Genomic DNA, 22,050 nt, shown 5'->3' on the forward strand with positions numbered 1-22,050 from the left:
GTTCAGCGGTTGACGCCTCCTCCGATCCCTTGGACTTAGGCTTATCTTTCCGAAGAAGCCGTGCAAAAACGCCCATATCGTCTCCATACCCTACTCGTGTGGGCGAAATTCCGTGCCGCCCGGTGCGTCCCATTGCGTCGCCCGGGTCGCCGGTCCTCAAAACCGGCGGCCGGAACCTCGCAACAGGCAACGACCCCGGATCCGTGGCGTCACGTAACTCGTTCGAGGAGAGGCCCTGAGGTTTGCGAGACTGTTGCGGTGAGTAGTGCAGCTCCCGCCCCGCGGGTCATCGCCGTCGTCGGTCCCACTGCGGCCGGAAAGTCCGATCTGGGAGTTCAGCTGGCCCAGCAACTCGGCGGCGAGATCGTCAACGCCGATTCCATGCAGCTCTACCGGGGGATGGATATCGGCACCGCCAAGCTGACGCCCGAGGAGCGTCGAGGCATCCCGCACCACCTCCTGGACATCTGGGACGTGACGGTGACCGCGAGCGTGGCCGAGTACCAGCGGCTCGCGCGCACACGTATCGACGCCCTCCTTGCCGACGGGCGCTGGCCGATCCTCGTGGGCGGCTCCGGCCTGTATGTCCGGGGGGCCGTCGACAACCTGGAGTTTCCCGGTACGGATCCCGAAGTGCGGGCCCGCCTGGAGGAGGAGCTGACTCTGCGCGGCTCGGGTGCCCTGCACGCCCGGCTGGCCGCCGCCGATCCCGAGGCGGCCCATGCGATTCTGCCCAGCAACGGACGACGGATCGTCCGCGCCCTCGAAGTCATCGAGATCACCGGCAAGCCCTTCACCGCCAACCTGCCCGGCCACGACTCCATCTACGACACCGTGCAGATCGGCGTCGACGTGGCGCGCCCCGAACTCGACGACCGCATCACCCGCCGGGTGGACCGGATGTGGGACGAAGGGCTGGTCGATGAGGTACGCGCGCTGGAGGCGCGAGGCTTGCGTGAGGGGCGCACGGCATCGCGGGCGCTCGGCTACCAGCAGGTTCTGGCGTCGCTGTCCGGAGAGTGCACCGACGACGAGGCGCGGGCCGAGACCGTACGCGCCACCAAGCGCTTCGCGCGCCGTCAGGATTCCTGGTTCAGGCGCGATCCGCGGGTGCATTGGCTCAGTGGGGCCGCGGCGGATCTCACGGAACTTCCCCGGCACGCTCTGACATTGGTCGAACGACCGGTTACAGCCTGATCACGTCATGGCATCGGGACGCTCCGCCCGCCATCCCGGCCTCTGACACCGTGCCATCATCGAGCTTCGATCGACCAAGTGGAGTCCGAGTTGGGAGGGCGCGTGGCGATGGAGGCCGGCCCTCGCGACACCGCACAAGGCACGGAGCACGACACCGTAAGGGATCAGCAGGATCCGGACGGGGACCGACTGAGCCCCGACGGGCCCGACGAAACCCCGGGCGGCGTGACCGCCGACGGACCCGGGCCCGACGAGATGTTCGCGGAGCCCGAGGTCGAGGTTGAGCTGCGTCCGCAGCGCCGACTGCGGATCTGGCAGCTCGCGCCCATCGTGGGCCTGGCTGCGCTCGGCTCCCTGATGTTCGCCTTCCCGCTGGCGTTCGACTTCGGCGACAGCGGGGCCATGATCGCCATGCTCGGCCTGCTGATCTCCTCCTGCGCCGCGGGCTGGAGCATGATGGCCGCCCGCCGCGTCGGCTACACCTGGCCCGGCTTGCCGCAGCGTGGCTCCGGCCGCCGACCGGACTGGCGGGTCGTGATCGCGTACGCCGTGATCGTCGCCCTCGTCGTCGTCCTGGCCGTGTGGCGGGTGGCCCGCCTGCGCTGAGAGCCGGGCGCCCATTCTGCTCGGAGCTCTGAGGCCCCGCCCCGCCCGGGTCGCGGTGTCGTACCCACCCCGTACGATCGAGGAATGAGCACGCGGATCGCCTTCCTCAAGGGACACGGGACCGAGAACGACTTCGTGATCGTCCCTGACCCCGAGAACGCCATCGACCTGCCCCCAGCCGCCGTCGCCGCCCTCTGCGACCGCCGCGCGGGCATCGGCGGAGACGGTCTGCTGCATGTCGTACGGTCCGCCGCGCACCCCGAGGCCAAGGAGATGGCCGCCGAGGCGGACTGGTTCATGGACTACCGCAACGGCGACGGCTCGATCGCGGAGATGTGCGGCAACGGAGTGCGGGTGTTCGCGCGCTACCTCCAGCGTGCCGGACAGGTGACCGAAGGGGACATCGCGGTCGCCACGCGTGGGGGCGTGAAGAGGGTGCACATCGCCAAGGAGGGCGACATCACCGTCGGCATGGGCAAGGCGCTCCTCCCCGAAGGGGACATCACCGTGAGCGTCGGTGAGCGCAGCTGGCCCGCGCGCAACGTGAACATGGGCAATCCGCACGCGGTCGCCTTCGTGGACGACCTCGACCACGCCGGAGACCTGCTCGCACCCCCGCCGTTCAGCCCGGCATCCGCGTACCCGGACGGGGTGAACGTCGAGTTCGTCGTCGACCGCGGCCCCCAGCACGTCGCTCTGCGCGTGCACGAGCGCGGCGCCAGCGAGACCCGCTCGTGCGGCACGGGCGCGTGTGCCGTCGCAGTGGCGGCGGCGAGACGGGACGGCGCCGATCCCGCCGTGACCCGCACCCCGGCCACGTACACCGTCGATGTGCCCGGCGGACGCCTGGTGATCACCGAGCGGCCCGATGGCGAGATCGAGATGACCGGACCCGCGGTGATCGTCGCCGAGGGCGAGATCGACGCAGAGTGGCTCGAAGCCGTAAACCTCTGAACCATCGCTCGAATGGGTGATCCGTTTCACGCTCGGCGTGAGGCGGTCAGCCGAGCGTGCTGGGCTCGGTAGCATCAAGCACCGGCCCGGACGGGGGAACGACATCATCCCCAGAGCCGTGTACGCCATGGGGTGCCCCGTCCGTCGGTCCAGCAGCCGGAGGTGCCCATGAGTGCGGAGGCCACGAACCCCGCGACGCCCGGCCCGATCGCGCCCGAAGCGCATCGCAGGAGGAGCCGCCCGCGCATCGATCTGCGCCGCCTCGGCCGGGCCGCCCTCCTGGGGTCCGCGGGCCGCGACCGGTTGCCCGACGCGATCAGCCATGTGGTCGAGGCCCATCGCGCCCACCACCCCGACGCCGACCTGGAGCCACTGCGCCGGGCGTACGTCCTCGCCGAGTCCTCGCACCGCGGCCAGATGCGCAAGAGCGGCGAGCCCTACATCACGCACCCACTCGCCGTGACCCTGATCCTCGCCGAACTCGGCGCGGAAACCACGACATTGACGGCTTCCCTGCTCCACGACACCGTCGAGGACACGGAAGTGACGCTCGATCAGGTGCGGGAGGAGTTCGGCGAGGAAGTCCGCTTCCTCGTCGACGGCGTCACGAAGTTGGAGAAGGTCGACTACGGAGCGGCCGCCGAGCCGGAGACGTTCCGCAAGATGCTCGTCGCCACTGGCAACGACGTACGCGTGATGTCGATCAAACTCGCCGACCGGCTGCACAACATGCGCACCCTGGGCGTCATGCGCCCCGAGAAGCAGGCCCGCATCGCCAAGGTGACCAGGGACGTGCTGATCCCGCTCGCCGAACGGCTCGGCGTCCAGGCGCTCAAGACCGAGCTCGAGGACCTCGTCTTCGCGATCCTGCACCCCGAGGAGTCCGAGCGCACCAGGGGGCTCATCGTCGACAACGCGGCGCGCGCCGACGATCCCCTCGCGGAGATCGCGGAAGAGGTGCGCAAAATCCTGCGCGAGGCCGGGCTGCAGGCCGAAGTCCTCATCCGGCCACGGCACTTGGTCTCCCTGCACCGCACCTCCCGCAAGCGCGGCCGACTGCGCGGCGTCGACTTCGGACGCCTTCTGGTGCTCGTGAACGAGGACGCCGACTGCTACGGAGTGCTCGGCGAACTGCACACCTGTCTCACGCCGGTGGTCTCGGAGTTCAAGGACTTCATCGCCGTCCCCAAGTTCAACCTGTACCAGTCGCTGCACACGGCCGTCGCCCTCCCCCAGGCTCGAACGGACTCGCCCGGGGGCACCCCCATGGCCGGCCAGGTCGCCGAAGTCCTCATCCGTACGCACCAGATGCACAAGGTCGCCGAGGCCGGCGTCATCGCACTCGGCAATCCCTACGCTCCTCCTACGGAGGAGCAAGCGGGCAGTGACGGCGAGCGCGTCGACCCCACCCGCCCCGGCTGGCTCTCCCGCCTCCTCGACTGGCAGGAGGCCGCGCCGGACCCCGACACCTTCTGGTCCACCCTCCGCGAAGACCTCGCCCAGGACCGGGAGATCACCGTTTTGCGCCCCGACGGCGGCACGATCGGGCTGCCCGCGGGCGCGAGCTGTGTGGACGCCGCGTATGCGCAGTACGGCGAGGACGCGCACGCCTGCATGGGCGCGCGCGTCAACGGCCGCCTGGCGACGCTGAGTACGGTCCTGCGGGACGGCGACACCGTGCAACTGCTCATGGGTCAGGACGCGTCCTCGGAGCCCTCCAGGGAGTGGCTGGAGCATGCGCGTACGCCCGCCGCGCGCATCGCCATCCAGCGCTGGCTCGCCACGCACCCCTCGCCCGACGCCACACCGGACGCGGAGATCTCCGCCGCGCCCCTCAGGCCAGCCGTCGACAGCTCTGCCGCGCCGCCCTCCGGCGCGAACGCCGTCGTGGACGAGCCCGGTGCGACCGTACGGCTCGCGGGCTGCTGTACGCCCGTACCGCCCGACGCGGTCACCGGTTTCGTCGTGCGCGGGGGAGTGGTGACGGTGCATCGCGTGGAGTGTGCCGTGGTGGCGCGTATGAAGGAGGCGGGGCGCAAAGAGGTCGACGTGCGCTGGGGGGACACCACGGAGTGCCGTGTCACGTTGGTCGCCGAGTCCTTCGGGCGGCCGCATCTGCTTGCCGATCTGACCGAAGCCATCGCCCTGGAGGGTGTCGCCATCGTCTCGGCGACTGTCGAACCCCCCAGCCAGCAGCGCGTACGCCACACTTACACGCTCCAACTCCCGGACGCCGCACACCTTCCCGCGCTGATGCGGGCGATGCGCAACGTGCCGGGTGTGTACGACGTGGGCCGGGCCCAGCACCAGGCGACGACTCCGTAGCAGGCCATCAGCAGGCCATCGGCCACCCGTTCGAGTGTGCGCGGCTCGAGTCGTCACCGCACACCGGACGGGCGCTGATAGCCGTGGTCCATGCCGCTCACCTCCAGGACTTCCAGGACCCCGGCTCCGCGCCCGAAGGCCCACAGGCCGCTCCGTGGGGCGCTGCTCGCCTCCTCCTCCCTCTGCCTCATCGCCGCGAGCGGCCCCGCGCCGGCGGTGCCGCTCGGCATCGGCGACCGCCTCTTCCCGCACCTGGGCAACCCCGGGTACGACGTCATGGCGTACGACCTCGCCTTCACCTATTCCGGAAACAACAGCGAGCCGCTGTCGGCCATCACCACGATCGACGCCCGGGCGACAGACTGGCTGGAGCAGGTCAATCTTGACTACTCGCACGGAACAGTGTGATCCGTCGAGGCCAACGGCGTGCCCGCGGAGTTCCGCGGCGCGGGGGAGGACCTGGTGGTCACGCCCGCGAAGCGGCTGGCGCCCGGCAGCCGGATGCGGATCACTGTGGGCCACGACAGCGACCCGACGCCCGGGAAGGACGTGGAGAGCGGCTGGGTGCGGACCGAGGACGGGCTCGCCGTGGCCAACCAGATCGACGCCGCGCACCGGGTCTTCCCGGGCAACGACCACCCTTCCGACAAGGCGCTCTTCACGATCCGTGTCACCGCGCCCGACGGCTACACGGCCGTGGCGAACGGACTGCCGCAGGGCGCGGTCCGCCATGCGAGGGCCACCACCTGGGCGTACCGGACCGAGCACCCCATGGCCACCGAACTCACCCAGGTGTCCATCGGCCGCTCCTCCGTGGCGCACAGGAACGGGCGGGGCGGTCTTCCCGTACGCGATGTGGTGCCCTCCAAGGGCCGCAAGAAGCTGGAGCCCTGGCTCAAGAAGACGCCCGGGCGGATCGCCTGGATGGAGCGGAAGGTCGGCCGCTACCCCTTCGAGACGTACGGGCTGCTGATCGCCGAGGCGCGGACCGGCTTCGCACTCGAGACACAAACGCTCTCTCTTCGAGAGAGAGCTCTTCGCGCGTCCTGAGTTCTCGAAGTGGTACGTCGAGTCGATCATGGTGCATGAGCTGGCGCACCAGTGGTTCGGCAACAGCGTCACCCCGCGCACCTGGTCCGACCTGTGGCTGAGCGAAGGACACGCCACCTGGTACGAGGACCTGTACGCGGAGGAGACGGCGGACAAGCCCATCGAGACACGGATGCGTGAGGCCTACGGGGCGTCCGACGCCTGGCGGGCCGCCGGAGGCGCACCGGCGGCGCCCAAGGCACCCGAGCCCGGCCGGAGGATCAGCCTCCTCAGGCCGAACCTCTACGGCGGCAGCGCCCTGGTCCTGTACGCGCTGCGCCAGGAGATCGGCCGCCCTGCCTTCGAGCGGCTGGGGCGGACCTGGGTGAGGCTCCACCGTGACGGCACCGCGACGACCGCGGACTTCGAGCGCCTTGCCTCGGCCGTCGTGGGGCGCGATCTGAGCGCGTTCTTCAAGGCCTGGCTGTACGGCAAGAAGACCCCGCCCATGCCGGGACACCCGGACTGGCGCAGCGTCGCGCCCGCCGAGAAGGGCGCGAAGCATGCGCGACAGCCCTCGACACCTCAGATCGAGAGCCGCCGATGACTCAGAAACCGAGAGCCGTCGATAACCCAGATGACGAGACGGGCGTGCCGTGCAACCATCATCAGGTCGACGACGCGGCACCCCGGGTCTCCGGCACGATCCGCCGGACGGACTCCAGAGCCGGGAATCTCCCGGCGGCCCCACACGTTGTATCCAGTGACGGACCGCAGTTCGTCGCCCCATAGATCCCCATCGACGTAAGGACCCAATGACCTCCTCTTCTTCCCCTTCCCAGGACAAGCAGAGCCTCGTGCAGAACAGCCCCGAACGCCTTCGGGCCGATGCCCTGATGGAAGAGGACGTCGCCTGGAGCCATGCGATCGACGGCGAGTGGGACGGCGACCAGTTCGACCGCTCCGACCGCGCGGCACTGCGCCGAGTCGCGGGCCTCTCCACCGAGCTCGAGGACATCACCGAGGTCGAGTACCGACAGCTGCGCCTTGAGCGAGTCGTGCTCGTCGGGGTGTGGACCTCGGGGACCGCGGCCGACGCGGACAACTCCCTCGCGGAGCTGGCCGCACTCGCGGAGACCGCGGGCGCTCTGGTGCTCGACGGCGTGATCCAGCGCCGCGACAAGGCGGACCCGGCCACGTACATCGGCTCCGGCAAGGCCAACGAGCTGCGTGACATCGTGCTCGAGACCGGCGCGGACACCGTCATCTGCGACGGTGAGCTCTCGCCGGGCCAGCTGATCCACCTCGAAGACGTCGTCAAGGTCAAGGTGATCGACCGGACCGCCCTGATCCTCGACATCTTCGCCCAGCACGCCAAGTCCCGAGAGGGCAAGGCACAGGTCGCGCTCGCGCAGATGCAGTACATGCTGCCGCGGCTGCGAGGCTGGGGTCAGTCGTTGTCCCGTCAGATGGGTGGCGGCAAGGGCGGCGGCCTCGCCACCCGTGGTCCCGGTGAGACCAAGATCGAGACGGACCGGCGCCGTATCCGCGAGAAGATGGCGAAGATGCGCCGGGAGATCGCGGGCATGAAGGCCGGCCGCGACATCCAGCGCCGGGAGCGCCGTCGCAAGAAGGTGCCCTCGGTCGCCATCGCCGGCTACACCAACGCGGGCAAGTCCTCGCTGCTGAACCGGCTGACGGGCGCGGGCGTCCTGGTCGAGAACGCGCTGTTCGCGACCCTCGACCCGACCGTGCGCCGGGCCGAGACACCCAGCGGGCGGCTCTACACGCTGGCGGACACCGTCGGATTCGTACGACACCTGCCGCACCACCTCGTCGAGGCGTTCCGCTCCACGATGGAGGAGGTCGGCGACTCCGACCTGATCCTGCACGTGGTCGACGGCGCCCATCCGGCGCCGGAGGAGCAGCTGGCCGCCGTGCGCGAGGTCATCCGTGACGTGGGCGCGACGGACGTACCCGAGATCGTGGTGATCAACAAGGCGGACGCGGCCGATCCGCTGGTGCTCCAGCGGCTGCTGCGGATCGAGAAGCGCTCCATCGCGGTCTCGGCCCGTACGGGCCAGGGCATCGACGAGCTGCTCGCGCTGATCGACGTCGAACTGCCGCACCCCGCGGTCGAGTTGGAGGCGCTCGTGCCTTACACACACGGCCGACTCGTCGCCCGGGCCTACACCGACGGCGAGGTGATCTCCGAGGAGCACACCCCGGAGGGCACACTGCTGAAGGTACGGGTGCACGAGGAACTGGCGGCTGAGCTGGCGCCGTACGTTCCGGCGCCCGCCGTCTGAACGCGGAGCTCCTCCGATCCGGAGAGTGTCACATGATGAAGGCCCGCCCCCTGCGAGAGGGGGCGGGCCTTCACGCGTCAGCGTGCGGTCACTGCCCCGCGAACTTCTCGCTCACCGCGTCGTAGATCCCCTTGGCCTCCGTGCCCAGGTGCGGGCCCGCCAGCCAGCCCGCGGTCACCGGGCCGATCGAGGTGTTGGACACCAGCGCGGGCTTGCCGTCGGAGCCTGTCGCCACCCAGCCGCCGCCGGACGAACCGCCGGTCATGGTGCAGCCGATGCGGTACATCGTCGGGTCGGACTTGGCGAGTGAGAGCCGGCCCGGCTCATCCTCGCACTGGTGCATCGTCTCGCCGTCGAACGGCTTCGCGGCCGGGTAACCCGTCGCCGTGATGCTGCCGACCTCGGACACGGCAGGAGCGTCGAAGTCCACCGGAAGGGCCGAACCGACCGTCTCCTCCAGGGACTTGCCGCCACTGCCCTCCTCCGGCGTCACATGAATGACGGCGAAGTCGTACGAGGCGCCCTGGCCGCCCGTCGCACCGCCCTGCTCGATCCACTGGTCCGAGGTCTGCGCCCAGTCACCCCACCAGACGCCGTACGGAGCGACCTCCTCCTTGGTGGCGTTCGTGAGTTCCGCCGCCGACTTGGCGTCGTTGTTGTACGAGGGCACGAAGGCGATGTTGCGGTACCAGCCGCCCGCCTTGCCGGCGTGTACGCAGTGGCCCGCGGTCCACACGAGGTTGGACTTGCCCGGGTTGGCCGGGTCCTCGACGACGGTCGCCGAGCAGACCATCGTGCCCTCGGGGGAGTCGAAGAACACCTTGCCCGCCTCGGGGGCGTTGTCGTGGTACGCCGCCTGCACGGGCTGCGCGTCCACGGGTGCCGGCTCCGGGTCGGTGACGCCCTGGTCACCGGCGAGGTCGCTCTCGTCGACGCCCTTGCCCTGGTCCGGGTCCTCGGCCTCGCGCATACGGTCCGGGTTCCACAGGTCCTCGATGATCGGGTTGACGAAATCGCCGGCCTCGCGCAGCCAGTCGTCCTTGTCCCAGTTCTTCCAGGCGCCGCCCTTCCACTGGTCCAGGTCGATCCCGTGCTCCTTGAGCCTGTCCTGGATGTCGTCCGGGATCTGAATCTTCTCGTCGCCGCCGGTGGCCGCGGGGGCGGACGCGTCGCCGCCCGCGTTCGTGTCGTCGCCCGAGTCACAGGCGGTGGCCGTCAGGGCCAGTGCGGTGGCCAGTCCGACCGCCGCCAGCACGGGGGAGGGCCCGCGGCGCGTGCTCCTCCCTCGACGGGCGGCGAAGAGCGGGCGTATGGATCGCATGGTGTAACTCCCCCTGGACGTAAGAGAACGCTGGCTGCCATATGCAGCTTCGTACGGAACTGCCGCCCCGGACTTGCCTGGACGGGACCAGTTCGGCCGTTCAACTGGGATCGCTGAACGGCACCAAAGACTATGCCGTCGCTGTGGGGGACTTCCGATGGAACGGCAACGGTTTTGCTACGGGGCCGTCTGATCTGGCGATCCTCCGGCGATCTGGCGCTTTGACCTCGGCTCGCGTCTGACCCTGTCGGCTCCCGTTGATGTCAACAAGTGGCGTGTCAGGCGGACATGGGGACTGCGGGTCCGCCCTGTTGGTACGTGGTGGAACCCTCGCGGTCATGCCTTGGCGCCGGCCTGCCACGGGGAAGTCGCCGCTGGAGACCTGGACGCGGATGCGGCGGCCGCGCTTGAAGCGGTACGCCGTGGGCCACAGCCGTACAGATCTCGGCGCCGACCGCCCCGGTCGCCTTGAGGGCGTACGCGGCTCAGTGGATGCGTACGGGCAGGCTCGCCTACTTCCTTAGGTATCCGTAGTGATTCGTCGTCCGATGGCGTCGTGTGTTCGGTGGCTATGTCGTATGGGGGTGCGAGGGTCGATTGCGTGACCTTTTCCGTGGGGGTGTCGTTGATCGGATGACAGCACTGTGGGCGGGAGGGGGGATGTCGGTGAGCCGGAGGCTGCCGTCGAGCGCGGGGACCCCCATCACGGACCGGAGGCGGCTGCCCCGCGCAGCCCACCGGCACCAGGGCGTGACGACGATCAGCACACCCACCAGCGGCCGACACCGGCCACGCGGAGCAGTCCTGGGCGCGGGGTTCCACCTCCATGCCCACGCCACCCCTCCACGGTGGGAAACCCCCGTGCCGGACGCCACGTCTCGCACGGGATACCTGAGCTGATCAGAGACGCTCTGGAAGCCGCGGGTGATGTTGTTCAGGGCGCGGACCGGTTCGCCGGTCAGTTCGATCCGTCGTACGCGGGCGGCCAGGGCCTTGAGGACAGTGTGCGTTTCGAGGTGGGTGAGGCCCTGGCCGGCGCAGGCGTGGTTGCCGTAACCAAAGCCGAGGTGGTCGACGGAGAGGGTACGCAGCCGGGAGGCGGCCAGCTCGATCGCCAGCGGCAACCCGTCCAGGCGGGTGACGGCGGCCCGGTTGGCGTCGGTGACCTCGAACTCCGGACGGCAGGCCGCGGCCCGGTCCCGCAGCAGCTCCACCGCTTCGTCCGGCACGGACAGCGGCGCGACGGTGAAGACGTGCTCCCCGACGATGCCGAGGGTCTGCCTGCTTGTGGTGAGGATGCGCAGGCCGGGGGAGGCCGACAGCAGCGTGTCGACCAACTCGGCGCAGGCGTCGACCAGATGCTCGCAGTTGTCCAGCACGATCAGGCACTGGCGCGTGGCCAGGAACCCCGTGAGCTGCTCGACCACGGGCCTGGCCGACAGATCGGGCACGCCGAGAGCGGTGGCGGCGATCCCCGGCACCGTCGCCGGGTTCTGCACCGGGGCGAGATCCACCAGCCACACCCCGTCGGCGAAGCCCTTCCGCACGGCCGCCGCTACCTCCAGCGCCAGCCGCGTCTTGCCCACCCCGCCCACTCCGGTCAGCGTCAGCAGCCTCGCCGCGCCGAGGCGGCGGATCTCGGCGATGTCCTGCCGTCTGCCCACGAACGTCGTGAAGGCCGCCGGCAGGTTTCCCGGGCCCCGCCTGGTGCTGCTCACACGCCAACGCTAAGGAAACCTGTCGATTGACGGCAAGCCCTGAGCAGGCAACACAGTTGGCAACGCACCTTCGCTTCGACCAACTCCCGTACACCTACGGCCAGTCGGCCCACCCCGACCAGTAGAGGGCGCAGCTGCTGCCGCACTTTACTTGAGTCAAGCAATTTCCAGAAAGCTCTTGCTTGACTTAGGCAAGCGCTCGTACGGTAGATCCATGACCACGCCACCTGGCATCCGTGAGAAACCCTCGCCCGCGTCCCGCAGAGGTCGGCACGTCCTGGTCGTCGGCGCCGAGGTGCCTGGCGTGTCCGAAGCCTTCACCAGCGCGCTGAAGTCGGCGGGCTATCAGGTCGCGGCTGCGAAGCAAGGCGGACCAGGAGGAATCCGCCTTGATCCACACCCGGCGGGGCTTCGGCTACTGGCTCGGCTGCCCGAGTGCGTCGTCCCCGACAGTTCGCTGGGTCTGACGCATCACGTCCCGTGTTTCAGCGGGCTCTGATCTCCGCCATGTCTGGTTTCTGTCCGGAAACCGACCGAAGGCTGTCAGCTCGCCCTGCTTGCATATATGCCGCAGCTCACCCCGGCGTTCCGCTCTGATCAACGCAGTTCCCCCCACCCGAGCACATCACCTGTGCATCACCTTGGACAGCAGAAAGGGCACACGCATGTCCACCTCCCCACAGTCCGTCGGACACTCCTCGACCCTCGAAGAGCTGGGCTTCGACCCCGACGCCCTGCGCGCGAAGTACCGCGCCGAGCGCGACCGCAGGATCCGCCCCGACGGCAACCAGCAGTATCGGCGCCTCACCGGCCTGGGCTCGTACGCCGACGATCCGTACACCGAGTTCGTCGCCCGGGAGCCGCTGCACGACCGGGTCGAGGCGGTGGTGATCGGCGGCGGGTTCGGCGGGCTGCTCGCCGGGGCGCGGCTGCGGCAGGCGGGCGTGGAGTCGATCCGGGTGATCGAGCAGGCCGGCGACTTCGGCGGGACCTGGTACTGGAACCGGTATCCGGGCATCCACTGCGACATCGAGTCGTACATCTATATGCCGCTGCTGGAAGAACTCGGCTACGTCCCGAAGTGGAAGTACGCGCCGGGGGAGGAGATCCGGCAGCACGCGATGGCGATCGGGCGGCACTTCGACCTCTACGACGACGCCTGCTTCCAGACCCAGGTGACCGAACTGCGCTGGGACGACACCGACTTGGAGTGGATCGTCAGCACGGACCGCGGTGACCGGATGCGCGCCCGCTATGTGGTGATCTCCAGCGGAACGCTCAGCACGCCCAAACTCCCCGCCATCCCCGGCATCGAGACGTACAAGGGACACGTCTTCCACACCAGCCGCTGGGACTACGACTACACGGGCGGCGACGCGAACGGCGGCCTGCACAAGCTGGCCGGCAAGCATGTCGCCGTCATCGGCACCGGCGCGACCGCGATCCAGGTCGTCCCGCACCTGAGCCGTGACGCCGGGCACCTGTACGTGTTCCAGCGCACGCCCTCCACGGTGGACGTGCGCGGCCAGCGCCCCACCGACCCGGAGTGGGCCAAGTCGCTGGAGCCGGGCTGGCAGAAGCGGCGGACGGAGAACTTCCTGAAGATCGTCACCGGCGTCCGGGTGAACGAGGATCTGGTGAACGACGCCTGGACCAGCAGCGCCCGGTTGCAGGAGAAGCTCATCCCGACCAACGCGTACGCGGACATCTCCGCCGAGGAGCGGGAACGCGCCTACGAGATCGCCGACTTCCAGAAGATGAACGAGCTGCGCGCCCGGGTGGACTCCATCGTCGAGGACCCGGAGACGGCGGAGAAACTCAAGCCGTGGTACCGCTACATGTGCAAGCGGCCCACGTTCAGCGACACCTACCTCGACACGTTCAACCGGCCCAACGTGACGCTGGTGGACACGGCCGACACCCACGGAGTGGAGCGGATCACCGAGGACGCCGTCGTGGTCGGCGACACCGAGTACGAGGTCGACTGCGTCGTCTTCGCGACCGGCTTCCAGGTCGGGGTGTCGGGGATCCTGTCCGGGCAGCTGCCGGTGTACGGCCGAGGCGGCATCAACCTGCTGGAATCCTGGATGACCGGCGGTGTGAAGACGCTGCACGGGTTCACCACGGGCGGCTTCCCCAACCTCTTCTCACTCGGCCCGCTGCAGAACGCCTCCGCCGTGAACTATGCGCACATCCTCGACGAGCAGGCGACTCACGTCGCCGAGATCGTCGCCGAGGCGCGCAAGCGGCAGGCCCGGTACGTCGAGCCGACCGCCGAGGCCCAGGAGGCCTGGGTGGCCACGATCCGCGAGAAGGCCGCGGACCTGCACAAGTTCCAGGCCGAGTGCACCCCCGGCTACTACAACAACGAAGGCAAGCCGCGGCAGCGCAGCGAGTCGTACGGCGACGGGCCGATCGCCTTCCATGAACTGCTCCGCCGCTGGCGCGAGGACGGCGGCATGGACGAGGTCCTCGGGGAGACGGAGCAGCCGGCATGAGCAGCGTGTCTTCCAGCCGGTTCGACGACACCGGCAACCAGCAGGTCACCAGCGCTCGTTGGCAGGCCGAGCGGCTCAACCCGCCCAACCGGCTGTGGGGTTCCAACGGCGTCGCGTTCGGGCCCGACGGGCGGCTGTACGTCGCCCAGTTCCTGGCCGGCCAGATCAGCGCCGTCGACCCCGCCACCGGGGACGTCGACGTGATCGTGCCGATGGACAGCCCCGTCCAGGCGCCGGACGACCTCGCCTTCGGGGCGGACGGCTCGATGTACATCGCCGACCTGGTTCCGGGGCGGGTATGGCGCCGCAGCCCGCGGGGCGAGTACACGCTCGTCTCCGACGACGTGACGAACCCGAACGGCATCACCTGCGTCGGCGACCGGCTGTTCGTGAACGAGATGAAGCCCGACGGCCGTCTGATGGAGCTCTTCCCGGACGGCCGCGACCCCGTGGTCCTCACCGAAGGGCTGGCCCTCGGCAACGCGATGCAGCTCGGCCCGGACGGCCACCTCTACTACCCGCACATGATGAGCGGCCCGAACCCCCTGCTCACCGGCCAGGTCTGGCGGATCCCACCGGACGGGGGCGCACCCGAGATGGTCGCCGAGGATGTCCACCAGCCGGTCGCGGTCCGCTTCGACCAGGGCGGGGTGCTGCACGTCCTGTCCCGGGGTCCTGAGGGCATCGTCACCCGCATCGACCTGCACGGCAGCGGGTCGCGGGCGCTGGTCACCAGTGGGGTGGTCGGCCTGGACAACGCGGCGTTCGACGCCGAGAACCGTATGTTCGTCTCCAGCTACGCCAGCGGCGGGGTCACCGAGATGCATCCCGACGGGCGGACGCGTGAGCTCGTGCCGCGCGGTTTCGACGGGCCGTACGGCGTGACGGTCGACCTGGGCGGCGCGGTGTACGCCGCCGACCACTACCGGGTGGCGAGCCCCGCGGTCTCCCACGAGGGCGAGCCACACGGCGTCGGCTCCGGCGAGGGCGAGCCCGGCGGAGTGACCACCGAGGCCCTGCTGCACTTCTCCCACGGCATCACCACCGACGGTGAACTCCTGCACCTCACCTCGCAGTTCGGGCAGGTGCAGACGTACGACCCGGCGCAGAAGACCACCCGGACACGGGCCACCGGACTGAACCGGCCCCTGGGCATCACGGTCGGGCCGGACGGTTCGCTCGTCGTCGCGGAGGCGGGCGCCGGGCGGGTCGTGGCCGTCGACGCGAGTGATGCCGTCACCGTGCTCGCCGAAGGCTTCGACCAGCCCGTGGACGTGGCCTTCGACGCGGAGGGGCGCTGCTACGTCAGCGACGAGCGGCGAGGGGCCGTACTCAGGATCGAGGAGGACGGGACACCGACGGTTGTCGCGGAGGGGCTCGGCGCACCGCAGGGGCTGGTGGTCCTGGGCGACGAGTTGTTCACGGTGGAGACCGGGCAGCGCAGGCTGCGGGCGATCTCCCTGACGACGGGGGAGTCCCGGATCGATGCCGAGGATCTGCCGGTCGGCCCACCACCGGGCGTCGTGCCCCGCGCCGAACCCGCGCTGTTCGCGGGCGGCATGCCCGGCCTGGCCCGCCGCTTCGCCGGACTCGCCGTCGCCCCGGGCGGCACACTGCTCCTCTCGGCCAACGGGGAGGGCACTGTGCTGCGGCTGACGTCCCCGGAAGGGCCACGGTGAGCGGCCTGAGCTGAACTCACTGGGTCGGGCGTACGCTCCCACGCCAGGGTCGCGCATCCGGTCCCGCGTCCTTGGGATCCGATGCCGAGATCGCCGCGTACGTCAAACGCAACCTGCTCAGCTACCACCATCAGGGTGGCGCTTTCCTCCTGGCGGAGCCTGTGTGAACTGCCCGCCGCAGGTACGGGACGGTCGTCGTCGTGATGTACGAGGACGACCGTTCCGTCAGGGCTTTGGATGCTCGGACGCCGTGTGGCTCAGCCCAGGGGCAGGCTCATGATCGTCAGATCGAGCCATCGGCCGAACTTGGTGCCGACCTCCGGCACGGTCCCCACATGGCGGAACCCGAATCGTTCGTGCAGTCGGATCGACGCGGTGTTGCCGGCCTCGATGTCCGCGATCATCACGTGGTGGCCGGCCTGACGCGCCGAGGAGATGAGAGCGGTCATCAGCGCGGATCCGATGCCAAGCCCGTGACAGCCCTCGCGGACATAGACCGAGTTCTCCACCGTGTGGCCATACCCGTCCAGCTCCTCCCGCCAGGGGCCGTACACCGCGTATCCCGCGACCTCGCCCTCCGTCTCGGCCACGAACGCCGAACCGCGGTCCAGGTGGGCGGCGAGCCAGGCGACCCCCTCGGTAGGGGACTGCGGCGTCTGGGTCCACAAGGCCGTCGAGTGCTCGATCGCATGGTTGCGGATGGAGATGACGGCTTCCGTATCGTCGAGGTGTGCCGGGCGGACCTTTACCCGACCGGATTTCTCGTATATTGGAATCATGTCCAACATAGTAGATCCCCTGGTGGGGCAGATCGCAGCCCGTGTCCGCACCGAACGGGAACGCCGCGGGTGGACCCTGGCACAGCTCGCCGATGCCTCCGGTGTGTCCCGCGCGATGATCAACCGGATCGAGCGCGGCGAGAGCAGCCCCACCGCCGTCGTCCTCGGCAAACTGTCCGCCGCTTTCCAGCTCAGCGTCTCCTCCCTGCTGGCCCTCGCCGAAGGTGCGAGGGGCGACAGTGGGGATGCGACTGCGGGAATGCCGGGCGTGCGCCGCCAGGCCGATGCCTTGGAGTGGCGTGATCCCGCCACCGGGTACCACCGACGCCAGATCACCGGGCCGAACTTCCCCGCGGAGATCGCCGAGGTCCGTCTGCCCCCCGGTGCCCGCGTGCCGTATCCGGCCGCCGCTTTCGCATTCATCCGGCAGGTCGTCTGGGTACTGGAGGGCCGACTGACCTTCCACGAGGGCGACACGGTGTACGAACTCGACGCGGGCGACACGATCGAACCGGGTGAGCCCGCCCCGCGCGTCTTCGCCAACAGCAGCGGAGCCGAGTGCCGCTACGCCGTCATCCTCACCCGGGACGAAAGGCCATGAGCCTGCCCCGAGGCGGCACCTTCCTTCTCGCCTGCACAGCCGGAACGGCGATCGCGAACAACTACGCCATCCAGCCCGCCCTCACCGACGTCGCTGCCGACCTCGGGGTCCCGCTCTCCGTGATCGGTCTCGTGCCGACCGCCGCACTCGCAGGCTGCATGGTGGGATTCGCCCTCCTGCTCCCCCTCACCGATCACCTGGCCCCCAATCGCCTGGTCGCCGGCCAGCTCACCCTCCTGGCCGCCGCCCTCGTGCTGGCCGCGACCGCCCCCGGGGCGGGCGTGCTCCTGGCCGCCTACCTGCTCATCGGCGCGGCGGTCGGCGTCGCGGCGCAGGCCGGCAGCATCGTCGGCCGCCACGCCCCGCCGGCACGCCGCGCCACCGGTGTCGCCACGGTGGCCGCCGGGATGTCGGCCGGCATCCTGCTCAGCCGCCTGGCCGGAGGCACCCTCGCCGACAGCCTCGGATGGCGGCAGATGCTGCTCGTCTTCGCTGCCGTCGGCCTGTTGGGCGCCATCGCCGCCGGGACGCTCCTTCCCCGGCAGCGGCCGCGCCCTAGCCGCAGCTACCTCGCCACCCTCGGCTCGCTCCCGCCGCTGCTGCGACGCCACCCGCAACTCCGCCGCGCGGTGGCCACCGGCGGCCTGTGGTACTTCGCGTTCAACCTCATCTGGGTCACCCTCGCGCTCCGGCTCGCCCAGCCGCCCTACTCGCTCAGCCCGTCCGCCATCGGGCTGTACAGCCTGGCAGGACTGCTCGGCTTCGCCGCGCTCCCGCTCACCGGACGGCTCACCGACCGCTACACCGCTCGTACGGTGATCAGCGTCGCCCTGCTGGTCGCCTCGGCCGGCACCGCCCTGCTCAGCGTCGGCCTCGGCACTCCGCTGGTCACCACACTCGGACTGGCGCTCTTCGACGCCGGCTGCTTCGCCGCCCAGGCAGCCAACCAGAGCCAGGTCATCGCCATCGACCCCGGACGCAGCGGCAGCCTCAGCAGCGCCTACCTGGTGCTGTACTTCATCGCCGGCGCCCTCGGCACCGCACTCGCCGCACCCGCGCTCGAAGCCCTCGGCTGGCGCGGCGCATCCGTTACCGCTCTCGCCGCCCTGCTCCTTGCCGCCCTCCTCGGAAGCACTGGCACCCAGCAGTCCCGCCGCGTGATGACCTTCGGTGAAGGACATCACGCTTCGTGTTCGCAGGAATGACTGGAGTGAGTCAGGAATGGCCGAGTGAGGAGCGTGTCGGCCGCTTTCTGTGACTGGAGCGGCAACAGTTCCGGCACGGCAAGGATCTTCGTCCCGCCGTTGCCCCTCGGGGTCCATGTCGTTGGTACGTACGGGTGGCGTTCCGCCTGCGTGCATCCCCTGCCGCCCGCTCGGGTGGCCGAGCAACTCGCCTCTGGACAGCGGGAGGACCGACAACGTGGCCGTGACCGAGTCTGCGCCCGACGTGGCGCCCGCGATGCACGAGGCCGAGCTCGCCCCCTTGGCGCACGAGGGGATTCTGCGACGGCAGTCGGCGCGCGAGTCCGCGGCGCGCACCTACGCGCGCGCCCTGCCGATCGTGCCCGTACGGGCGCGTGGGCTGACGATCGAGGGAGCCGACGGGTCGCGCTACCTCGACTGCCTATCGGGCGCGGGGACCTTGGCCCTCGGGCACAACCACCCCGTCGTGCTGGAAGCGATCAGAAAGGTCCTCGACTCGGGGGCGCCGCTGCACGTCCTCGATCTGGCCACACCCGTCAAGGACACGTTCACCACCGAGCTGTTCCGTACGCTGCCGCCCGGTTTCGCCGACCACGCGCGCGTGCAGTTCTGCGGGCCCGCTGGCACAGACGCGGTCGAGGCCGCCCTGAAGCTGGCGCGCGCCGCGACCGGGCGCACTGGGGTGGTCGCCTTCTCCGGCGCCTACCACGGCATGACCGCGGGGGCGCTCGAAGCATCCGGGGGCGCGTCGGATGTATGGGTCGCGCGCCTGTCCTATCCGCAGGACTACCGCTGCCCGTTCGGCGTCGGCGGTGAGCGGGGAGCCGAACTCGCCGCGCACTGGACGGAGTCCCTCCTCGACGACCCCAAGTCCGGGGTGCCCAGACCCGCCGGGATGATCTTGGAACCGGTGCAGGGCGAGGGCGGAGTGATCCCGGCGCGCGATGATTGGATGCGGCGGATGCGGGACATCACGTCCGTCCGCTCCATCCCTCTGATCGCCGACGAGATCCAGACGGGCGTCGGCAGGACCGGCGCCTTCTGGGCGGTGGAACACAGTGGCATCACACCCGACGTGATGGTCCTCTCCAAGGCCATCGGCGGCAGCCTGCCTCTGGCCGTCGTGGTCTATCGCGATGACCTCGACGTATGGGAACCCGGCGCCCACGCCGGTACGTTCCGCGGCAATCAGCTCGCCATGGCCGCCGGCTCGGCGACCCTGGCGTACGTCCGTGAGAACCGTCTCGCCGAGCGAGCCGCCCGCCTCGGCGCACGCATGCTGGCCCAACTGCGCGGCCTGGCAGCCGACTTCCCCTGCATTGGCGACGTACGCGGACGAGGACTGATGATCGGCGTCGAACTCGTGGACCCGGAGCAACCACCCGAGTCCGCCGCCGAGGTCGCCGCCCAGGCCGGGAGCACCGTCGGCGGGCCGCGACCCGCCGCCCCCGATCTGGCGGTCGCCGTCCAGCGGGAGTGCCTGCGCCGCGGGCTGATCGTGGAACTCGGTGGACGACACTCCAGCGTGGTGCGGCTGCTCCCGCCTCTGACGATCACCGACGAACAGGCGAACGCGGTGCTCGACCGTTTGTCGGACGCGGTCGCCTCGGTCGCGACGGCACCAACTCCCTTGCGAACGCAGGGCGTTGGGCGTGACGGGCATGACGGGCGTGCTGAGTATGGCGGGTCGGTCGGGCTCGCTGAACGGGCCGAGTGGGTCGGACAGGCCGCCACACGATGATTCCGCAGCGCATCGCCGAGCGGCCCGACCTTCACGCAGGCGCCACTCGCACGCCGACATCACACCACCCGAAGCAACCACGAAACGCCCAGGTCCAACGAAGGCCGGAACAGCCCCAGTTCGTCGCAGCACGACCCTGAACCACCTCCCAAGGAACTCACTTGAACGCCACCCCTGCACCCCACAGCCACACCCTCGAGCCCGGCCCGGGAGCAGAATCTGTCCTCAGGCAGCAGAGAGGGCCCGGGCCCGGAGAGTCCGTACGGCTGCGCGGTGCCGCCGCCGACCTGGACCTGCTGGACCACCCCGATCCGCACACCGCGGCCCAGACGGCAGCCGTGGAGAACCTGCTGCGCTGCTGGGTACGGGAGAACAACCTCGCCGCTCCGAAAGACGGCATCCTCCGCATCCAACTCCCCGCCAGCGGCACTGCCCTGGTCGTCCCGGTGCACTACTGGTCCCCCACAGGCTGGCACCGCCTCGGCCTTCCCTACCTTGCAGACGCCCCCCACCAGGCACCCCCCACAGACGCGGCCACGCTGGCGGCACTCCTCGGACGAGAGCCCCTGGCGGACGGTACGGAGGGCAGGGCGGAGGCCAGGGCCGGCGACAGCGGCGACCTGGTGCGCCGCGTGGCCGACTCCGCCCAGCGCACCGTCGTGTTCATCAGCGACCGCAGGGAGTACCCCGCCGACGGCCCGGACCTCTTCCTCTCCGCCGAACAGTCACTTCTGCTCGGTCACCCGCTGCACCCCACCCCGAAGAGCCGCGAGGGACTCTCCGAGGCCGAAACCCGGCTCTACTCACCCGAGTCACGCGGCTCCTTCCCCCTGCACTGGATGGCGGTCGCTCCCTCCGTACTCGCCACTGACTCGGCCTGGACCGAGCGTGGCCGCCCCGTACCCGCTCAGCAACTCACTGCCCGGCTCGCCGGTTCCGGACTGCCGCTGCCCGACGGGTACGCCGCGCTCCCGATGCACCCCTGGCAGATCCGCGAGGTCCGCCACCGCTCCACGACGGCGAAACTGCTGGACGCCGGTCTGCTCCAGGACCTCGGTCCCCATGGCGACGCCTGGCACCCCACCTCCTCCGTACGCACCCTCTACCGCTCAGGCGCCCCCGCGATGCTGAAGCTCTCGCTGGGCCTGTGCATCACCAACTCCCGCCGGGAGAACCTCCGCAAGGAACTCCACCGAGGCGTCGAAGTCCACCGCCTGCTGCGGGCCGGCCTCGCCGAACAGTGGCGGGCGGCCCACCCGGGCTTCGACATCGTCCGCGACCCGGCCTGGCTCGCCGTCAACGACCCGGACGGCAACCCCGTGCCCGGGCTCGACGTGATGATCCGCCACAACCCGTTCACGCCGACGGACTCCGTCTCCTGTATCGCCGGACTTATCTCGGTCAGGCCTCAGGACCCACCTGGCGAACCGACCGGCTCCGGGCAGGGCAGGCCCACGATGCGGTCACGGCTCACCGAGATTGTCACCCGCCTCGCCGGGCACACCGGACGCTCGCGCGGCGCCGTCGCCACCGAGTGGTTCCTCCGCTACCTGGAACAGGTGATCCGCCCCGTCCTCTGGCTGGACAGCGAGGCGGGCATCGCGCTGGAGGCCCACCAGCAGAACACCCTGGTTCTGCTGGACCCGCAGGGCTGGCCCGTCGGTGGCCGCTACCGCGACAACCAGGGCTACTACTTCCGCGAGTCCCGGCGCGCGGAGCTGGACAAACGGCTCCCCGGCATCGGCGAGCACAGTGACACCTTCGTCTCCGACGAGGTCACCGACGAACGCTTCGCCTACTACCTCGCTATCAACAACGTGCTCGGCCTCATCGGCGCCTTCGGCTCCCAAGGCCTCGCCGACGAGCGGCTGTTGCTCGCCGCCTTCCGCCGCTTCCTCGCCGACGTCGCCTCCGGCCCCGCACGACTGCGTACACCTCTGCCCGCCTGTCTGCTCGACTCACCCGTACTGCGCTGCAAGGCCAACCTGCTGACCCGGTTGCACGGGCTCGACGAACTCATCGGCCCGGTCGACACCCAGTCCGTCTACGTCACCATCGCCAACCCCCTTCATTCCTGAGGAACATGAC

15 protein-coding genes and 2 pseudogenes are annotated in these 22,050 nt (G+C 69.9%); 13 read left to right on the forward strand and 4 right to left on the reverse strand.

Annotation, left to right across the window (positions count from 1 at the left end):
- Positions 1-258: 258 nt before the first annotated feature.
- From miaA to hflX, 6 genes and pseudogenes are all read left to right on the forward strand, one after another.
- Entirely contained in the window at positions 259-1,197 is a 939-nt protein-coding gene (miaA, locus tag ACYVO6_RS23655; RefSeq protein ID WP_461064234.1) for a tRNA (adenosine(37)-N6)-dimethylallyltransferase MiaA, read from the forward strand.
- A 108-nt stretch (positions 1,198-1,305) separates the two neighbouring features.
- Positions 1,306-1,803, forward strand: coding sequence for a hypothetical protein (locus ACYVO6_RS23660; protein WP_461064858.1), 498 nt, complete (start codon positions 1,306-1,308; stop codon positions 1,801-1,803).
- Positions 1,804-1,887: 84 nt separating this feature from the next.
- Positions 1,888-2,757, forward strand: a complete 870-nt coding sequence (dapF, locus tag ACYVO6_RS23665) for a diaminopimelate epimerase (protein WP_461064235.1) — start codon at positions 1,888-1,890, stop codon at positions 2,755-2,757.
- 168 nt (positions 2,758-2,925) lie between these two features.
- Positions 2,926-5,082, forward strand: coding sequence for a RelA/SpoT family protein (locus ACYVO6_RS23670; protein ID WP_461064237.1), 2,157 nt, complete (start codon positions 2,926-2,928; stop codon positions 5,080-5,082).
- 90 nt (positions 5,083-5,172) lie between these two features.
- A pseudogene (locus ACYVO6_RS23675) lies at positions 5,173-6,718 on the forward strand (M1 family metallopeptidase).
- A 208-nt stretch (positions 6,719-6,926) separates the two neighbouring features.
- On the forward strand, positions 6,927-8,420 hold the full coding sequence (hflX, locus tag ACYVO6_RS23680; RefSeq protein ID WP_461064239.1) for a GTPase HflX: 1,494 nt from the start codon (positions 6,927-6,929) through the stop codon (positions 8,418-8,420).
- Positions 8,421-8,508: 88 nt separating this feature from the next.
- On the opposite strand, the gene ACYVO6_RS23685 is transcribed toward hflX, so the two are convergent.
- From ACYVO6_RS23685 to ACYVO6_RS23695, 3 genes and pseudogenes are all read right to left on the reverse strand, one after another.
- Complete coding sequence (locus ACYVO6_RS23685) at positions 8,509-9,741, reverse strand: trypsin-like serine peptidase (protein WP_461064241.1); 1,233 nt, start codon at positions 9,739-9,741, stop codon at positions 8,509-8,511.
- A gap of 130 nt (positions 9,742-9,871) precedes the next feature.
- A pseudogene (locus tag ACYVO6_RS23690) lies at positions 9,872-10,192 on the reverse strand (CocE/NonD family hydrolase C-terminal non-catalytic domain-containing protein); the annotation flags it as partial.
- 118 nt (positions 10,193-10,310) lie between these two features.
- The gene (locus ACYVO6_RS23695; protein ID WP_461064243.1) at positions 10,311-11,459 is read right to left on the reverse strand and encodes an ATP-binding protein; all 1,149 of its coding nucleotides are present in this window, start codon (positions 11,457-11,459) and stop codon (positions 10,311-10,313) included.
- 214 nt (positions 11,460-11,673) lie between these two features.
- On the opposite strand from ACYVO6_RS23695, the gene ACYVO6_RS23700 reads away from it, so the two are divergent.
- The 3 genes from ACYVO6_RS23700 (at position 11,674) to ACYVO6_RS23710 (ending at position 15,636) form a co-directional block, all read left to right on the forward strand.
- A complete protein-coding gene (locus ACYVO6_RS23700) occupies positions 11,674-11,958 on the forward strand; it encodes a hypothetical protein (protein ID WP_461064245.1) in 285 nt (94 codons plus the stop codon).
- Between the two features lie 166 nt (positions 11,959-12,124).
- Positions 12,125-13,957 (forward strand): flavin-containing monooxygenase, encoded by a 1,833-nt coding sequence (locus ACYVO6_RS23705; protein WP_461064247.1) that lies wholly within the window; start codon positions 12,125-12,127, stop codon positions 13,955-13,957.
- Positions 13,954-15,636, forward strand: a complete 1,683-nt coding sequence (locus ACYVO6_RS23710; RefSeq protein WP_461064249.1) for a hypothetical protein — start codon at positions 13,954-13,956, stop codon at positions 15,634-15,636. Before ACYVO6_RS23705 ends, ACYVO6_RS23710 begins: the two co-directional genes overlap by 4 nt.
- Before the next feature lie 257 nt (positions 15,637-15,893).
- Here ACYVO6_RS23710 and ACYVO6_RS23715 read toward each other — a convergent pair whose 3' ends face one another.
- Positions 15,894-16,415, reverse strand: a complete 522-nt coding sequence (locus tag ACYVO6_RS23715; RefSeq protein WP_461064250.1) for a GNAT family N-acetyltransferase — start codon at positions 16,413-16,415, stop codon at positions 15,894-15,896.
- On the opposite strand from ACYVO6_RS23715, the gene ACYVO6_RS23720 reads away from it, so the two are divergent.
- The 4 genes from ACYVO6_RS23720 (at position 16,414) to ACYVO6_RS23735 (ending at position 22,040) form a co-directional block, all read left to right on the forward strand.
- A complete protein-coding gene (locus tag ACYVO6_RS23720; RefSeq protein ID WP_461064252.1) occupies positions 16,414-17,016 on the forward strand; it encodes a helix-turn-helix domain-containing protein in 603 nt (200 codons plus the stop codon). The two genes, ACYVO6_RS23715 and ACYVO6_RS23720, sit on opposite strands and share 2 nt — an antisense overlap.
- Positions 17,013-18,221 (forward strand): MFS transporter, encoded by a 1,209-nt coding sequence (locus ACYVO6_RS23725; protein ID WP_461064254.1) that lies wholly within the window; start codon positions 17,013-17,015, stop codon positions 18,219-18,221. The genes ACYVO6_RS23720 and ACYVO6_RS23725 overlap by 4 nt, the downstream gene beginning before the upstream one ends.
- Positions 18,222-18,477: 256 nt before the next feature.
- Positions 18,478-19,962: a diaminobutyrate--2-oxoglutarate transaminase family protein gene (locus ACYVO6_RS23730; protein ID WP_461064860.1), complete on the forward strand. Its 1,485-nt coding sequence runs from the start codon at positions 18,478-18,480 to the stop codon at positions 19,960-19,962.
- Between the two features lie 161 nt (positions 19,963-20,123).
- The gene (locus ACYVO6_RS23735) at positions 20,124-22,040 is read left to right on the forward strand and encodes an IucA/IucC family protein (RefSeq protein ID WP_461064256.1); all 1,917 of its coding nucleotides are present in this window, start codon (positions 20,124-20,126) and stop codon (positions 22,038-22,040) included.
- Positions 22,041-22,050 lie beyond the last annotated feature (10 nt).

It is taken from the genome of Streptomyces pseudoechinosporeus (assembly GCF_054783935.1).

Bases quoted from the DNA above. Each gene is read 5' to 3' on its own strand.
- ACYVO6_RS23660 (WP_461064858.1), top strand. From the start codon at position 1,306: ATGGAGGCCGGCCCTCGCGACACCGCACAAGGCACGGAGCACGACACC.
- dapF (WP_461064235.1), top strand. From the start codon at position 1,888: ATGAGCACGCGGATCGCCTTCCTCAAGGGACACGGGACCGAGAACGAC.
- ACYVO6_RS23670 (WP_461064237.1), top strand. From the start codon at position 2,926: ATGAGTGCGGAGGCCACGAACCCCGCGACGCCCGGCCCGATCGCGCCC.
- hflX (WP_461064239.1), top strand. From the start codon at position 6,927: ATGACCTCCTCTTCTTCCCCTTCCCAGGACAAGCAGAGCCTCGTGCAG.
- ACYVO6_RS23685 (WP_461064241.1), bottom strand. From the start codon at position 9,741: ATGCGATCCATACGCCCGCTCTTCGCCGCCCGTCGAGGGAGGAGCACG.
- ACYVO6_RS23700 (WP_461064245.1), top strand. From the start codon at position 11,674: ATGACCACGCCACCTGGCATCCGTGAGAAACCCTCGCCCGCGTCCCGC.
- ACYVO6_RS23705 (WP_461064247.1), top strand. From the start codon at position 12,125: ATGTCCACCTCCCCACAGTCCGTCGGACACTCCTCGACCCTCGAAGAG.
- ACYVO6_RS23710 (WP_461064249.1), top strand. From the start codon at position 13,954: ATGAGCAGCGTGTCTTCCAGCCGGTTCGACGACACCGGCAACCAGCAG.
- ACYVO6_RS23720 (WP_461064252.1), top strand. From the start codon at position 16,414: ATGTCCAACATAGTAGATCCCCTGGTGGGGCAGATCGCAGCCCGTGTC.
- ACYVO6_RS23715 (WP_461064250.1), bottom strand. From the start codon at position 16,415: ATGATTCCAATATACGAGAAATCCGGTCGGGTAAAGGTCCGCCCGGCA.
- ACYVO6_RS23725 (WP_461064254.1), top strand. From the start codon at position 17,013: ATGAGCCTGCCCCGAGGCGGCACCTTCCTTCTCGCCTGCACAGCCGGA.
- ACYVO6_RS23730 (WP_461064860.1), top strand. From the start codon at position 18,478: ATGCACGAGGCCGAGCTCGCCCCCTTGGCGCACGAGGGGATTCTGCGA.